The 16911-nt window shown below is 61.8% G+C and carries 9 protein-coding genes; 3 read left to right on the top strand and 6 right to left on the bottom strand.

Features of this window, described 5'->3' with window-relative positions:
* The 5 genes from KZO25_RS15945 to KZO25_RS15925 form a co-directional block, all read right to left on the bottom strand.
* Positions 1-1261 (bottom strand): retention module-containing protein (locus tag KZO25_RS15945; protein ID WP_223137723.1); only part of this gene is annotated, 1261 nt, incomplete at its 3' end.
* Positions 1262-1468: 207 nt separating this feature from the next.
* Positions 1469-2092: a LuxR C-terminal-related transcriptional regulator gene (locus KZO25_RS15940; protein ID WP_223137722.1), complete on the bottom strand. Its 624-nt coding sequence runs from the start codon at positions 2090-2092 to the stop codon at positions 1469-1471.
* On the bottom strand, positions 2092-3522 hold the full coding sequence (locus KZO25_RS15935) for an HlyD family type I secretion periplasmic adaptor subunit (RefSeq protein ID WP_223137721.1): 1431 nt from the start codon (positions 3520-3522) through the stop codon (positions 2092-2094). The genes KZO25_RS15940 and KZO25_RS15935 overlap by 1 nt, the downstream gene beginning before the upstream one ends.
* The gene (locus KZO25_RS15930) at positions 3522-5693 is read right to left on the bottom strand and encodes a type I secretion system permease/ATPase (protein WP_316935716.1); all 2172 of its coding nucleotides are present in this window, start codon (positions 5691-5693) and stop codon (positions 3522-3524) included. Before KZO25_RS15930 ends, KZO25_RS15935 begins: the two co-directional genes overlap by 1 nt.
* A 109-nt stretch (positions 5694-5802) precedes the next feature.
* Entirely contained in the window at positions 5803-8037 is a 2235-nt protein-coding gene (locus tag KZO25_RS15925; protein ID WP_223137720.1) for a TolC family outer membrane protein, read from the bottom strand.
* A 546-nt stretch (positions 8038-8583) separates the two neighbouring features.
* On the opposite strand from KZO25_RS15925, the gene KZO25_RS15920 reads away from it, so the two are divergent.
* The 3 genes from KZO25_RS15920 (at position 8584) to KZO25_RS15910 (ending at position 13880) form a co-directional block, all read left to right on the top strand.
* On the top strand, positions 8584-8865 hold the full coding sequence (locus KZO25_RS15920; protein WP_066448282.1) for a hypothetical protein: 282 nt from the start codon (positions 8584-8586) through the stop codon (positions 8863-8865).
* A 150-nt stretch (positions 8866-9015) separates the two neighbouring features.
* Positions 9016-10494: a tRNA uracil 4-sulfurtransferase ThiI gene (gene thiI / locus KZO25_RS15915; RefSeq protein WP_223137719.1), complete on the top strand. Its 1479-nt coding sequence runs from the start codon at positions 9016-9018 to the stop codon at positions 10492-10494.
* A 167-nt stretch (positions 10495-10661) separates the two neighbouring features.
* Positions 10662-13880: a transglycosylase domain-containing protein gene (locus KZO25_RS15910; RefSeq protein ID WP_223137718.1), complete on the top strand. Its 3219-nt coding sequence runs from the start codon at positions 10662-10664 to the stop codon at positions 13878-13880.
* On the opposite strand, the gene KZO25_RS15905 is transcribed toward KZO25_RS15910, so the two are convergent.
* Positions 13823-16909: an efflux RND transporter permease subunit gene (locus tag KZO25_RS15905; protein ID WP_223137717.1), complete on the bottom strand. Its 3087-nt coding sequence runs from the start codon at positions 16907-16909 to the stop codon at positions 13823-13825. The genes KZO25_RS15910 and KZO25_RS15905 overlap by 58 nt on opposite strands.
* Positions 16910-16911: the final 2 nt, after the last annotated feature.

Here is a 16911-nt window from a genome sequence, read left to right as displayed (position 1 = left end):
CGGTGATGTCGACCGTGCCCTCGGCCGGGACTTCGGTGCCGTCAACGTCGGTAATACGCGCACCGTCGGCGCCCTGCTGGTCGTTCTCGAGCAGGTTGCCTTCTTCCTCCAGCGTGAATTCACCGGCCGCCACACTGTCACTGTCGTCGACGGCAATCGGAGCGTCGTCGAGGATAGTTACACCAAATGTCCCAGTAGCCGCACCACTACTACTGGTAACCGTGTAAACCAGACTAGCCAGGGCTTCGTCCGTCCCTTCTGCATGCAAAAGAGCATTCAACTGCGTAATCGTGAATGCCCCAGTACCGGAATCGATCTCAATGATAAAAACGTTATGATCACGATCAGGTGAGAAAGCAGTCAAGGTATTGGTATCTGCATCCCAACTGTAAACAAGTGCTTCCTGACCTACTGTCGCTTCCACACCATTCATATTGCTAAATGTTACGGCGCCGTTCGAACCATTACCAAAAGAAAAAGGCAATGTCCCGCTAACGATAGAGCCTGATTCATCGACTAGCGCATCGGAAAGGCTAACTTCCACGCTACCAGCGGTAGGAGCCACGACATCCGGTTCTTCGGGCTCAGGCTCAGGTTCCGGCTCGGGCTCAGGCTCGGGCTCGGGCTCGGGCTCGGGCTCAGGCTCAGGCTCGGGCTCGGGCTCGGGCTCAGGCTCGGGCTCGGGCTCGGGCTCGGGCTCGGGCTCGGGCTCAGGTTCCGGCTCGGGCTCAGGTTCCGGCTCGGGTATAGGCTCAAGCTCCGGCTCTTCATCCGCTTCAGCAACCAACACCCCTGCTCCTTCAATTTCCGGCGGCTCTTCGAACGTACCCACTCCAAACTCAAACGCCAGTGGGTCGACGTTTTCGGCGATACGAGCCAACTGAACGAAGCTGTGGCCACCATCGGCGCCGCCACCCGGGCCGGCGCCGGCCGCAGTGGCATCAAGCACTTCGAGCAGGTCGACTTCGTCGTCCTCCAGGGCGGCCAGCAAGGCTTCCAGGTCTTCGTCTAGGGCGCTGAACTCGCCCATGTCCACAGGCAGGTCGGCATCGAGTTCAGGCGTCATGGCGACGACCTGGCCACCTTCGATAACGGTTGGATCCAGGCTGTCGGCAAAATCGAGCTCGACGCGACCGTTATCGGACGTGACCAGCGACTCCCCCTCTGCCAGGGTGTCACCCACACGTAGCTCACGCATGTTGCCATCGGCGTCTCGCGCCCAGGCCTGACCGGAAATTGATACGACAGTAGCAATGCTCATGTGGTGACTCCCTGCGGACTTGATCATTATCAACGCCTGAACGAGATCGGCCGATTACCAAAGGCCGGCCCATTACTGGCTTATGCTGTCACACTAGGTTACGAAGCACTGCATTGATATTGGACCGATGGACAGGGCCTGGATGAGAAACGCCCGACACGACGGTCGGGCGGGGTAACGGAAAGTAACGCAAATAGACGCGGAAAATCAGTGACTATGATCAGCAATGCCAACTTCCTGCTGGGAAAGCCGCAGCACCAGCTGCATGCGGTCACGGAGGCCAAGCTTGCGGAAAATTGCTCCCAGATGCGCCTTGACGGTACGTTCGGTGATATCGAGTTCTCGGGCGACGACCTTGTTGCTCTTGCCTTCGGCCACGGCGAGAGCCACTGTTCGCTCCCGTTCGGTCAACGCCGCCAGGGTATCGCCGTGCATGCGCGCATGGCCTCCCAGTGCCTTGAAGGTTCCTGCTACCACGCTATTCAACAGCTCGGGCAATACCCAGATGCCCTGGTTGGTAGTAACCAGCGCCACCTGCTGCAGCAGCACCGCAGGGGAAAGCGCGTGGGCATAGCCGCGGGCGCCGGCATTCAGGGCGAGTGAGGCTTCCGCGGGGGCCGGGGAGTAGCTCAGCACGACCAGAACTGCGCCTCGGTTCACGAGGTTCCGCACCAGCGTCTCCCAGCCGTCGAGGTTGCTCATGACCCATGCCAGATCGCCCTGCCCTACCCGCTCCAGGGCCTGGGTCGGCCCCACCCTGCTGGATTCGGGAAATGCCATGCGCCAGCGAGGAATCTCGTCGCGCCCGTGACAAACGAAGAAATGTGCCATCAACGCTCTCCCATAGAGTCGCTCCATGCCCGAAGAACGGGCTTTAGCAGGTACTGCATAACGGTACGCTTGCCGGTCATGACATCGACCTGGGCGGTCATGCCGGGTATCACCGACAGTTCATCTGCGAGTTCCTCGCCCTCGACCGTCCGCACGCGGACCAGGTAGAAGGTATTGCCATCATCGTCGGTAATGGTATCGGCACTGATATGGTCCAATTCGGCCTGCAGGCCGCCATAGATGGCGAAGTCATAGGCGGTCAGCTTGATCGTTGCGGCTTGACCGGGGCGCAGGAAGGCAATGTCCTGTGGAGCGATTCGCGCCTCGACCAGCAACTGGTCATCGCTGGGCACGATATCCACGATTTCCTGGCCGGCCTGGGCCACCCCACCGATGGTATTAATCGCCAGGCGCTGCACCACGCCAGCCACGGGGGATCGCACCTCCGCCAGCCGCACCCGATCCTCGAGTCCGGCGCTGGACTCATCCAGCGCATTGAGGTCGCCCATGGTCTGGGCCAGGTCGTTACGCCAGTCGCTTCGCCTCTCGATACCTACTTCACGCAGCTGTGTTCGCGACTCCTCTACCGCTGCTTCAAGCCGAGCCACAGCCGATGCCGCCTGGTTGCGCTCACCGGTGGCCCGCGAGACCTCACGTTCCAGCCTTAGAATATCCACCTCGGAGACAGCACCGGACTGCAGCAGGGGCCGGGTCAGGTTCAATTCCTGTCCGGCCATGTTTGCCTCGCGCTGGGCGGTATCCCGCCGTGCTTTTGCCTCGTTGAGCTCCTCTTCGCGTTGGCGGATGCGGTCACGAAGTATGCTTTCCTGCTCCCGCAACTCTTCGCGGCGACTCTCGTAGACCTCCCGCTCCTGAGCCACGATATGGGGTGCTTCGACACGCAATTCCTCATCGGGATCGAACGGGGTATCCGTGATCAACGCGCGCAGGCGCTCGGCGCGGGCTTTCAGCGTCAGGGCCTGGGCCCGGTTCTCTCTAAAAGTGGCCACAAAGCGGGTGGGGTCGATGCGCATCAGCACCTCACCCGCCTCCACCAGCTGTCCTTCCCGAACCAGGATCTCCTGCACCACGCCGCCGTCGAAGGTCTGCACCTTTTGCAGCTGGCTTGAGGGTATTACCCGCCCGGTGCCACGCGTCACTTCGTCGATGGAGGCGAAGTATGACCAGGTGATCAGCGCCGCCACGGCAAGCGCAAAGGTGTAGAGGAAGGCCCGCGCTCGAATCGGGTCCTGCTGCATGCGCGCCCAGTCGGCGTCGCTGGCCCAGTCACGATTGAGGTGAGCCGATGTGACCCGCCGGGAAAAGAGACGATCGATGAACGGCCGAAACGGCTTGCCGCCCACCTCGGAAAACCGTCCGATTGCCTCGAAGCCTTGCTGTTCGGCCGTGGGTCCCTTCTGCTTAGCCATCAGCTTGCCCTCCCGATCTGTCCCTTGCGCAAGGCCTCGACCACCTTGTCGCGAGGACCATCAGCGACCACCTTGCCGGCGTCGATGACGATGATGCGATCGACCAGCGACAGCAACGATGTTCGGTGAGTGACGACGACCATGGTCTTGCCCTTGGCATAGGTCTTCAGGTTCGCCTTGAAGGTCTCTTCGCTGGCATGATCCATGGCGCTGGACGGCTCATCCAGCAGCAGTATCTGAGGGTCGTGAACCAGCGCCCGGGCAATGGCAACGGCCTGGCGCTGGCCGCCGGATAGCGACTGGCCGCGCTCGCCCACCTGCAGGTCCACGCCGTGGGGGTGTGAGTTGACCAGGCCCTGCAGGCCGGCCAGCTCGATCGCACGCAGCAGTGCTTCGTCGTCCACCCCATCGCTACCGCCGCCCGCCACCACGTTGTCACGCAGCGACCCAAAGAAGAGGCTCACATCCTGGGGTACATAGCCGATATGGCGCCTCAACTGGATAGGGTCGAACTGTCGAATGTCCACCCCATCGACCAGAACGGCTCCGCCGGTGGGCTGGTAGAGGCCCAGCATCAGCTTGTTCAACGTCGACTTGCCACATCCGACACGGCCCAGCAGCGCTACCTTCTCACCAGGCTCGATCTTCAACGAGATATCGCGCAGCGCATCGCGCTCTTCATCCGGATAGCGCAGCGTCACCTTGTCGAAGCGGATTTCACCGCGAATAACGGGCCGGCTGATGAACTGCTTGCCTTCCGGCCGCTCCACCGGCCGCTCCATCACCCCATTGAGCGACTGCAAGGCCGTGGATGACTGGTGATACTGCGCCAACAGCGCCGCTGCCTGGCTGACCGGCGCCATGGCCCGAGAGGAGAGGAGATAGGCGGCGATCAGCCCCCCCTGGGTCAGCTGTCCGTCGATGATCAGGTAGACGCCGATGATGATCACGCAGACGGCGACGCTATGCTGCGCCCATTGCGCCACGCTGGTGACCGAAGAGCTGACCAGGCGTAACTGAGCCGCGGTGCGCGACAGAAAGGCGCTCGCCTTCTCCCAGGATCCCTGGATACGGCTCTCGGCACGCAGAGTCTTGACGGTTTCCAGGTGCGAGATCGACTCCACCAGCGTGGCATTGCGCTGCGCACCGATCCGCCATGTGGTTTCGGAAAGTTCATGCAGCTTGCCCTGGGCCGCCATGGCATAGAGCAGGACAAACAGGATGCCGACAATCACGGGCAGCACCAATGGCGGGCCGATCAGTGCAATGATGCCGGCAAACAGCAGCACGAACGGCAGGTCGACCAGGGAGACCACCGTTGCTGAGCCGATGAACGCCCGAACCGATTCGAAGGACTGCAGCGTGGCTGCGAAGGAGCCAGTGGAAGCCGGCCGGGCTTCCATGCGCAGGCCCAGTACCCGGGCCATGATGGAGGAGGAAAGCTTTACGTCGGCCCGACTGGCAGCAAGATCAACGAAGGCGTTGCGCATCAGGCGCAGCACCAGGTCGAAGCAGAGCACGACGAAGATCCCGGCTGCCAGCACCCAGAGCGTCTCCGTCGCCTGGTTGGGCACCACTCGATCGTAGACATTGAGTACAAAAAGCGGCATTGCCACCGCAAAGAGATTGATCAGGAAGGAGCCGATAATGACATCACGGTAGAGCTTGCGATTCTCTCGAATGACACCCCAGAACCAGTGGCGAGCCCGCTGCTTCTTCACTTCCGGGCCGCGCTCGTCGAAACGGAACCGCGGACGTACATAGATGGCCTGGCCACTGTAGCTGTTGAGCAAGCCATCGAGATTAACTTCGGTGACGGCATCCCCCAGTTCGGGGAAGATGACTTGGGCTTGGCGTGTCTTGATATCCAGGGCGACAAGCACGCAGGCACGACCCGGCTCGAGCAGCAGGACGACGGGGAAGAGGGCAGGATTAAGCTGCACCAGCCGGCTCTTGACGATTCGCGCCGTCATGCCTGCACGGCTGGCAGCGCGAGGAAAGACGCCAGGCGTCAGCCTGCCATCCTCCAGGGGCAGACCTGCGGTCAAGGATTCGGCCGTGACACCATGGTCATGCGCAAGGGCAATACTTTGCAGACAGGCGAGCAGCTCGTCTCGCACTGCGGACCGCGCCGACTCCGGCGCCGGTTCAAGTTTTTCCTGTCGGGTCACAGCCACCTCTAGCGAAAGCGGGAACAATGCAGGCCGCAGCGTACGTGCGGCCTGACATCAGGCAATGGCCCGGCCGTAACCGGGCTCATAGGGAGTGGGTTGCTCGTCCCTAGCCACGCACCGCATAGGCATCGTGATATCCCATCTGGTCAAGTCGAGCCTGAAGCTCATCCAGTTCGCGAGAGTCGACCGGCCCCAGGCGCACACGATGCAGGCCGGCACCGCTGGCGAGTGTAGCAGGACGCTCCAACGCCCGGCTCAGCTCATCACGCAGGCCAAGCGCCGACGCCTCGTGTGACAGCGCCGCCACCTGCAGAAAAACGGCATTTTCGGGCACGACAGATGCCGTTTCGGCGCGCTCGAACTCTACCACTTCCAGCGGAATGCTGGCATATATGTCCGAGACTGCCTCCACCGCCTGCTCAACCGCTTCCGGAGCCTGCACTGCAGGGTTCGGCACGCTGCCGAACACGGCTTCCTCCTGCCCTCCTTGCTGTTGCAGTCGGCTGGCGTTCTCCTGACGTGTTTCGAGGGTCACCTCGACACGGCGGTTCTGCTGACGACCCTGCGCGGTGTCGTTGCTGGCCACGGGTTGGCGTGAGCCGTACCCCCGCGTCTCGATCAGGTTGCGTGGGACACCCTGGCTGACCAGGTAGTCGGCAACGCTATCGGCTCGGCGCTGTGACAGAGGATCGTTGATGGCGTCGGTACCGGTGCTGTCGGCGTGGCCGGCGATAAAGACGCCACCAAGATTTTCCCGGTCACGAATCTGTGTGACCAGCGCATCCAGCTCGTTTCTGGCGTTGGGGGTAAGGTCGGCGCTGTTTACGGCAAACAGGGCGTCGGCCGACAGGGTGACATCCGGCCCCCGGACGGGCGCAGGGGCAGTCACGCCACCGGTCAGGTCGGCCAGGGTAAAGCCGGCCGGGCCCTCCACCGGGCAGATCACGCTGGGGTCGAGCTCGACGCCGTCGCTGCCCATCTCGGCCAGGCTCGGCATGTCGTCGCGCGCCACACCCAGAACCTGCATCAGTTGCCCCATGGCCGCCAGGGTGCGGGCATCGGCAAGCACGACGTCATATTCGGCGTTCACATAAGCACGGCTGGCCTCGAAGTATTCGTTCTCGCTGTCCAGCACGTCGAGTAGTGTACGCTCACCGATATCGAACTGCTGCTGGTAGGCGCCGCGAACGCGATCGATGGACTGGCGGTGCTCGTTCAGGTACTGCATCTGCTCGCGGAGGCGCTGCGTGTCGTTGTAGGCAATCTGGGTGGTCTGCCTGACATCGTTACACGCCTTGTCACGAAGGTTGACCGACTGCTCGACACGATCGCTGGCGGCACGGAAGGAGGCAAGGTCACTGCCACCACGATAGAGGTTCATGCTCGCCACCAGCTCGATGCTGTGCTGGTCCCGACGGCCCGCAATGCCGCTTTCATTATTGGTGCCGGTTCGGCCACGCAGATCCAGCCGCGGCTGGAAGCCCGCTCGGGTGCCAGCCTGTTCGGCCCGTGACGCCTCGATATTCTCGATGGCGGCATGGAAGTCGGGATTACCCTCGAAGGCCATGTTGACCGCGTCGGCCACCGAAGGCGGCAGGCGGTCGTCGAGCTGCGGCGCTGGCGCCAGATTCTCGGCAGGCAGTGACCCCACGATCCGCTGATATCGTGACGTCACATCGTGCAGGTTGGATGCTTCGGTCATCAGGTTGGACTCAGCCAGCGCCAATCGACCGGAGATCTGCTGGAGATCGACCCCACGACCGGCGCCGGAGCGCACCCGCTCCTCAATCTGGTCAAAGACCCGCTGATGCTCGGCATAGTTTTCCTGAGCCAGCCTTACCAGATCCCGATAACGATTGACATCCAGATAGGCCCGCGCCGCCTCCAGTGCCACGTTCTCGCTCGCTCCCAGCAACTCGTAGTAGCGCACCAGCTTGGCACGATCCAGGCGCTCGACTTCGCTACGCGTGGCGAAGCCGTCGTAGATCATCTGGCTGAGTGTCAGTTCAGCGAAATCCGTATCGTAGCTGCCGCGGCCATCCCCTTCGGTATATTCGCGCCCTATGCCGGCGGCCACATCGATACTTGGCAGGTAGTTGCCGCGAGCCACACCAACATCGTGACCGGCGGCGCTCAGGCCATTCCAGGCTGCCTGAACTTCAGGGTTGGTAGTGAGGGCCTGACGTATCACCTGCTGAAGGTCGGCCGAGCCCGGGGCTGCCATACCCGGGGGCAGGCTCTGCGCCACGGCAGCCGTAATCGGAAGGAGCGTCAACGATGAGCCCAGCATGATGGCCTTGGCCAGTCGACGGGGACGGAAGAGGTCGGTTTTCATTTTCATGGTGTTCCCTTTTCATGAGATCGGACGCCCGTCGTGCGAGCATTGTCCGGCTAGAAATATGTTGTATATTATTGTTATTTCGGGGCTCACCCGGCTGTGCGGGTGGTGCATCCTTTCCCGATTCCCTTTCGAAACCTGTTCTATCACTGACATCATGCCAACGACTGACATCATGCCTACTCCTGCGAGCTGTTTACTCGGCCATATACATGGCTGCTATCACAGGCATTCACCGCATCATGCCATGAGCCTCTTTCTTTCCAGGCACTGATTTCAGCACACCCGGGATGCCCTATGTGGATCACTTCAGTATCATCTGATATCAACCGCCTAGATGAGAGCCGATCAGTCTTCTTTGTGATAGCCGCATACTTTGTAAGGTAGCGTAACTGAGGTCGTCGTTTTGTCCAACACATTCCGTGTAAACGCTACCCCAACACTTACCGCCCTTGACTCAGGGCAGGCGCTTTGGCCCTCTCCCGTCTGCCATCAAACATGCTATCGTCACCCCATACCCGACACGGCTATCATCTTGAGGAGGCCGCCATGTCCGCATCGGAAATCCAGAAAACACGCGTGATCAACGAACTACGCGGATTCATCAAGAAAATGCTCCAGGAGCCGCAAATCCTCGAGCAGTCGCTTGCCATTGCGCGGCGTCACCTCGGCGAAGAGAGCCAGGAGGGCGTCGTGTCACGTATCGCCAACGAAATCTCCGACACAACCAGCGTCCACATTCCCGAAGACCCCGCCGATCACTCCGAAGCCGACAAGCTGTTTCTTGAACTGCTGAAGGAAGTGGTCAGTGAGGAGCAGGCCCTTTACTGAGCCACGCCCCCTCCCATCGCCTGATGCCCGGCCCTGGCCGGGCATCTTCTTAGGACGCCACAGGCTCAGGAGCCTTTCTGCAACCTGGGGCCGGGCCCTGATATAATGGGCAGACAATTGATTTGACACCTCTTTTACAAGCACCCACCGATGTACTATTTGCTCAAGCTATTTCCCGAGATCACCATCAAGTCACGCTCCGTTCGGCGACAGATGACCCGCTGCCTGGTCAGCAACGTCCGCAATGTGCTGCGCCCCCTGGGTAATGACATTCGGGTGGAAGGCAGCTGGGACGCGCTGCATGTCAGGCTGCCGGAAATGGCGACCGTGGAGTGGGGCCGACAGGTGGAGGACGCCCTGACCTGTATCCCGGGCATACACGAGGTGCAGCGCGTCGATGAACTGCCTCTCCTCTCCTTCAACGATACCGCCCAGCATTTGCTGGCAGCCTGGCAGGCGTCACTGGTCGACCGCAGCTTTCGCGTCACCGTGAAACGCCGGGGCCGGCACGATTTCACCTCCGAAGAGATGGAGCGGCACCTGGGGCAAGCCCTGCTGGACGCCGTGCCCAGTGCCAGAGTGAATCTCGGCCGCCCGGATGTGGAGGTGCGTGTGGATGTCATCGACAACCGCCTGCGGATAGTCCGTCACCGTCGTCCCGGTCTCGGCGGGTATCCGCTGGGTGTCCAGGGACAGGCGATGACGCTGATCTCTGGTGGCTATGACTCTCCTGTCGCCGCCTGGAAGATGATACGGCGCGGGGTCAAGACCCATTTCCTTTTCTTCGATCTAGGTGGGGCCGGTCATGAACAGGCCGTACGCGAGGTCTGCCACCACCTGTGGCAAGCCTATGGCCGCTCGCACCGGGTACACTTCTTTTCGGTACCGTTCGAGGGCGTCGTCGCCGAGCTTCAGCGCAGCATTCCCGACGGCCTGATCGGCGTGGTCCTGAAGCGGATGATGATGCGGGCATCCAGTCGCATCGCGGCCCGCGCCCGCATACCCATGCTGGTTACCGGCGATGCCATAGCCCAGGTATCCAGCCAGAGCCTGACCAACCTGGCCCTGATCGACGAGGCAAGTGCCCTACCGATCCTTCGCCCGCTGGTCGCCGAGGACAAGCAGGACATCATCGACACGGCCCGCCGAATTGGTACCGCCCGTTTCGCTGAGGTGATGCCGGAAGTCTGTGGGGCGATTTCTCAGCGCCCAAATACCCAGGCCCAACGTTCCCGCGTCGTGGCCGCCGAACAACACTTCGACTTCAGCGTACTCGATGCTGCCATCGACCATGTCACCCTGACACGCTCCGAACGACTGCTGGAGCAAGTGGCTCCCAAGGCGGAAGCCCCACTCTTCGTCGTGCAGAGCGCACAGGCGCTGGCCCAGGAAGAAAATGTCAGCGTGATCGATATCCGCCCCGACACCGAGCGCGAAACGACCCCCTTGACGCTACCCAGTGTCGAATGCCTTCAGATTCCCTTCTACGCACTGCAAGCACAGGCCGAGACACTCCCCGCCGACCGCCGCTACCTTCTCTACTGTGACCAGGGCGTGATGAGCCGGATGCAAGTCCTGCACCTGCTTGACCGAGGCCTGACCCACTTCGGTATCTATCGCGGCGCCTGAGCCCTATGGCTTGTCGTCTGGCTTCTCCTCTCGGGCAACCCGTGAGGGGGGTGGCTCCCCTGCCTGGGAAATGCATGCCTTTACCGTTGGTAAAACTACTGTATTTCTCTCAGCGTTCTAGGCTACAAGAAGAGATAGCGGGGTATAAAAGGTAGAGGGAGGGGCGTATGGCACCGCAAGAGGGTTCGTCACGCCGGAACTCATCCGCTGCGTCCTGGGACGAACGAGATTCATCAGGTCGGAAAAAATCCCTCTTCATCGAGGAGCCACCGCTGGCGCCCCCCGCCTTGCCGGCCAGGTCTCACCGGCTACTCTATATCGTGTTGACGGTACTGCTGGCCCTTTTTGCCGTGACTCTGGCCACCCTTCTTGTGGCTGAGGCGCGCACCTCCCACTTCCAGGCCCAGGAACTCTCTCGCTATGCCGGCACGCTGCGCTACACCCTGGCACCGGGAAAGAGTGACCGTATACACTTTCCCAGCCATGGTCCCTTCGACCAGCGCCTGGGCTATACACAGCTGCCCACTATCGAGTCACGCCTGCTGAGCAGAGGCTACGAGATAACCCAGCAGGCACGCTTCTCCCCCCCGCTGCTGGACTATGCCAAACGCGGGTTCTTCCCGCCCTACATCGAGAAGACACAGGCCGGCTTGACCCTGCAGGAATGTCGCGGCGAAACCCTGTATGCGTTTCGTCATCCACAGCGTCACTACCCCCAGTTTCAAGACGTCCCACCGCTGATGCTGCAGGTCCTGCTGTTCATCGAGAATCGCCACCTGCTCGATGACAGCACGCCGTATGCCAATCCAGCCGTCGACTGGCCACGCTTCACCATGGCCGCCGTATCCCAGGTCGGCAGGGCACTGGATGTCACCGGCCAGTCTTCCGGCGGCAGCACTCTTGCCACCCAACTGGAGAAGTACCGCCATTCACCTGGCGGCCTGACCGGATCCCCCATGGAGAAGCTGCGCCAAATGATATCGGCCAGCGTGCGCAGCTATATGCATGGCCCCCAGACGCTGTCTGCGCGCCAGGACGTGGCGCTGGACTACATCAATTCGGTGCCACTGGCAGCCGCTCCGGGATACGGAGAGGTTCACGGTATCGGGGATGCGCTCTGGGTGTGGTTCGGCGAAGAGTTCGATACCTTCAATCGAACGCTCTCGGGCGGCGACAATGCCGGTGATGACCTGGCGCAGCAAGGCCTGGCTCTGCGGCAGATCGTGGCTCTGATGATTGCTCAGAGACGGCCCTCCTGGTACCTCAACGGAGGTCGCTCGGGGCTGGAACAGCTCACCGACAGCTACCTGAGGATCCTGGCCGACGAAGGCGTTATTTCCCCTGCACTGCGTGACACCGCTCTCGAGCAGCGCCTGACTTTCCGCGACTTCAGACGCGATCCGCCAGGCCAGAGGATCGATCAGGACAAGGGCCTGCAGACGGCCCGCGGTCGGCTAGGCAATCTCCTGGGGCAGTCATTCTACGACCTGGACAGGCTCGATCTCAGCGCCCGGACAACGCTGCATGGTGCGCTACAGGAAGAGGTTACGGCTTATCTTCATCGCCTGGCCGACCCAGAGTTCGCCAGCGAGATCGGCCTGTTCGGCGACCGCCTGCTGGCACCGGAAAAGACCCGAGAGGTGCGCTACAGCTTCACGCTCTATGAGCGCGGCGAGGACAGCTTCCGCGTTCGGGTACAGACCGACAACACCGGCCAGCCCTTCGACATCAACGAGGGCAGCAAGCTGGAACTCGGCTCCACCGCCAAGCTCAGGGTTCTCGCCACCTATCTTGAAGTCATTGCCGAACTCCACCGGCGCTATGCCGGTGAATCGGCAGAATCGCTGCGCCAGGTGGAACTGGATCGCCAGGACGTTCTCAGTCGCTGGGTCGTCGATAGCCTGGTCAGCCAGCCCGAGCTCTCCCTGGCGGAACTGCTGGATGCTGCCATGGAGCGTCGCTATTCCGCCAGCCCCAGCGAAGCCTACTTCACCGGCGGCGGGCGCCACACCTTCAGTAATTTCCGGCGTGAAGACAACAGCCGTAATCCGACGCTGAAAGAAGCCATGCGCGAGTCGCTCAACCTGCCCTTTATTCGCCTGCTGCGGGATCTGGTTCGCTACAGCACGCACCATAATGAACATCGTAGCCAGTTGCTCGACGATGACCGGGACCCTCGCCGACTGGAATACCTGCAACGCTTTGCCGACCGCGAAGGGCGGGTATTCCTGCAGCGTTTCTGGCTGAAGTATCGTGACCTGGATACCGAGGAGCGCCTGGAGGCCTTCCTCGGCGGCCTGAGGATTACCGCGCCACGACTGGCGGCGGTTCACCGATACCTGTTCCCCGAGGCCGACCGCATCGCCTTTGCCACCTTTCTCGCCGAGTGGCTCCCCGCCACCACGAAGCGCAGCGAACTCCCGATTGACGCCCTCTATGAGCGCCACGCACCAGGAAACTACTCGCTATCGGACCAGGGCTATATTGCACAGGTCCACCCCCTTGAGCTGTGGCTGCTCGGCTATCTGCTGGACAACCCCGAGGGGAGCTTCTTTGATATTGCCGCCGCCAGCCAGCAGGAGCGCCAGGAAGTCTATGACTGGCTGTTCAGGACCCGTCACCGCAGCGCCAGGGATGTGCGTATCCGCACCATGCTGGAAGTCGAGGCCTTCCTCGACATCCATCAGCGCTGGCAGCGCCTGGGCTACCCCTTCGAGCACCTTGTACCTTCGCTGGCCACTGCGGTGGGCTCGTCCGGGGATCGCCCAGCGGCATTGGCCGAACTGGTGGGAATAATCCTCAACGACGGTGTGCGGCTACCGACCCTGCGCATCGACGACCTGCATTTCGCGGCGGATACGCCTTACGAAACTCGCTTCCAACCCTCCGACCGACTCGCCCATCAGGTCATGGAGCCGGAGGTGGCTGCAACGCTACGAGAAACGCTTTCCAGCGTGGTGGATGGGGGCACCGCCCGGCGACTGCAGGGCAGCTTTACGCTGGAGGATGGAACACCCCTGCCCCTGGGCGGCAAGACCGGCACCGGTAATAACCGTATCGAGACCGTGGCCCGAGGCGGCCAGGTCATCGACTCCAGGGCACGCAACCGCACCGCAACCTTCGTGTTCTATCTCGGTGACAACCATTTCGGCACGCTCACCGCCTATGTGGCGGGCAGTGAATCGGACAATTTCCGTTTCACCTCGGCGCTACCGGTACAGGTACTCAAGGGCATGGAGCCGATTCTGCGCCCCCACCTCCAACCCGGCAGAAGCACCTGTGTGCCCACCGACGCGACGGATGTATTTTATTTCGCCAGGCCGGCATATCACGCCCCGGATTCGGCCGCTTCCCCTTCCTCGTCGGGGGAACTGGCACGGCGATAGGGAATGCCGAACAACAGCGAGTAGAGCACCGGCACGGCGATCAGCGTCAACAGCGACGCGAAGGCCAGGCCTGCCATTATCGTCACCGCCATGCTGTTGAAGAAGGCATCGGCCAGCAGCGGAAGCATGCCCAGGCTTGTGGTGCCCGCCGCCAGTGCCACGGGGCGCAGGCGGCTGATGCTGGCATCGATCAGGGCTCCCAGGCGCTCCTTGCCGGACTGGATCTGGGCATCGATCTCATCCACCAATACGATGGCGTTCTTCATCAGCATACCCGACAGGCTGAGCATGCCCAGCAGGGCCGTGAACGAGAATGGCAGCCCGGTCAGCAACAGCCCGATCACCACGCCGCAGATCGACATCGGCACCACCAGCCAGATGATCAGCGGCTGGCGCAACTTGCCGAACAGCAGTATCGATACCAGCAGCATCGCGACGAAACTCAGTGGCAGCTGACGGGCCAATGATTCCTGGGCGTCGGTCGAGTTCTCGTACTCACCGCCCCAGGAAAGCGAATAGCCCGGCGGCAGCGTCATGGCCTCGATGTCGCCGCGAACCGCCGACAGCGCGCCCGCCGATGTCTGCCCTTGTGCCGGCTCCGCCTGTACCGTCAGCGTCCGCACCCGGTTGCGGCGATGTATCTGCGCCTCCTCGCTCTGAGTCTCGAAGGCATCGACCACCTGGGCAATGGGGATGAAGCGCTGTTCGGCATTGCTCCAGACCAGGCGATCGATCAGCCGCGAGACATCATGGCGTTCGCCAGCGGGCGGGCGTGCCACGATCGGGATAAGGTTGTCGCCTTCCCGATAGGTGCCGGCACGCACCCCGGAAGAGGCGAACTCGAGGGTCTGGGCCAGTTCGTCACGGCTGACGCCGGCCATTCGTGCGCGCTCCTCGTTGAAGGTGGGCACAACCACCGTCTCCTGCTCGCGCCAGTCATGACGCACGTCGACCAGAGCGGGGTTGGCGCGCATGATGCCCTCGGCTTCATCGGCCAGCCCACGCAAGACGGCAGGGTCGCTGCCGTGGAAACGCGCCTCGACCTGCGCCCCTGCCCCGGGACCGAACTGGATACGCTCGGTTCTGACTCTCGCCGCGGGAAAAGCCGCCTGCAACTCGGCATCGATTTCGGGGTCGAGTTCAGCGATTCGCTCAAGGCTCTCTGCCCTCACGACGAACTGGGCATAGGCAGGGTCGGGCTGCTCGGGAACATAGGTCAACATGAACCGGGTCGCCCCGCGACCGATGAACGTCGATACGGCTTCGATGCCAGGCTTGTCCAGCAGGTAGGATTCGATTTCCTCGGCATCACGCTGCGTGGCACGGATATCACTGCCCTGGGGCAGCTGATAATTGACGTAGAATATCGGCGTATTCGAGTCGGGGAAGAACGACTGCGACAGAAAGGTAAACCCCCAGATGCAGGCTGCGGTAAGTGCAACCAGGACCGCCACGGTCAAGACACGCAGACGCACCGCGGCGATCAGGAAACGGGCATAAAGGCGATAGACCAGGCCATCATAGGGATCACTCTCATCCTCGATATCGGCGCCGCGGAATAGGTAATGCCCGAACAGGGGGGTGACGGTAATGGCCAGCACCCAGCTCAGCAGCAGCGAGATCGCGATCACCGCGAACAACGAGAACAGGAATTCCCCGGTGACATCGTCGGAGAGGCCAATGCCGGAGAAGGCCAGGATACCGATGACGGTGGCTCCCAACAGAGGGACCTGGGTTCGCCGGGCCGCCTCGCTGGCAGCCTCCTTGACGGACTTGCCACGCTGCATGTTGATCAGCATGCCTTCTGCCACGACGATGGCGTTGTCCACCAGCATGCCCATGGCGATGATCAATGCCCCCAGGGAGACCCGCTCCATTTCGATGGAGAATATCCACATGAAGAACAGCGTTCCCAAGACCGTGAGCAGCAGCGTAGCGCCGACGACCATACCGACTCGCCAACCCATGAACAGGCAGAGGACGGCAATCACGATGGTCACCGAGATCGCCAGGTTCATCAGGAAGTCATTGATCGAATCATCGACGACATGGTGCTGTTCATAGATGGGGTGAAGCTCGACCCCAAGGGGGATGCGCCCTTCCAGCGACTCGAGGTGACGCTCGACGGCATTGCCCACTTCGACGATATTGGCTTCCGCCACTCCCGCCACAGCCAGGGTGAAGGCCTGCTCGCCGTTATGGCGTATGACATGCCCCGGCACTTCAACCGGCTGCCGGTAGACGTTGGCGATATCGACCAGGGATATCTGCTCTGTGGTACCGGGCCGGCCGATGCGAATCGCCTCGATATTGGCCACGCTATCCACGCCGGCCCGGGCGACAATACGAACATGACCATCACCGATACGCATCGAGCCCGCGTCGGTGACCCGGTTCTCGGTCTGAATGGTGTTGATGACGTGATCGACCGGAATCCCCAGTGTGGTCAGGCGCTCGTTGGGAATCTCGATGTAGATCGTCTCTTCCCTTTCACCAGCGGTAGTGACCCTCGCCACATTGGGCACGGTCAGCACCTCGCGCTGAAGAAGGCGCGAGATATCCCGGATCTCGTCGTGAGAGTAGCCCTCCGCGGTCACTGCATAGAAAATGCCATAGACCTCACCGAAGTCATCGTTGACCCGCGAGGCCGAGGCCCCCTCCGGCAATGTGGCCTGGGCATCGTTGACCTTGCGCCGCAACTCATCCCAGATCTGCGGCAGCTCATGGCTACGATAGGTCGAGGCCACCTCCACCTCGATCTCGGACCGGCCCGGCATCGACAGCGACTCGATCACGTCGATCTGCTGTAGCTCCTGGATCGCCATCTCCAGGCGCTCGGTGACCTCCTCCTCGACCTCCTGGGCGGTCGCGCCGGGGTACGGGGTAGTGATGATGGCATTGGGGATGGTGAACGAAGGGTCTTCGAGCTTACCCAGGCTATTGAAGCCCCAGATGCCTCCCAGCAGGCAAATAGCGACGATCAGCCATGTATATAGCGGCCTCTCGATCGATGTCCTGGCGATATCCATAT

This window comes from Halomonas sp. ANAO-440 (genome assembly GCF_019915905.1).
In the GTDB taxonomy this organism is placed as follows: Bacteria; Pseudomonadota; Gammaproteobacteria; order Pseudomonadales; family Halomonadaceae; genus Halomonas; species Halomonas chromatireducens.
This window is presented reverse-complemented; position numbering and strand designations above follow the sequence as displayed.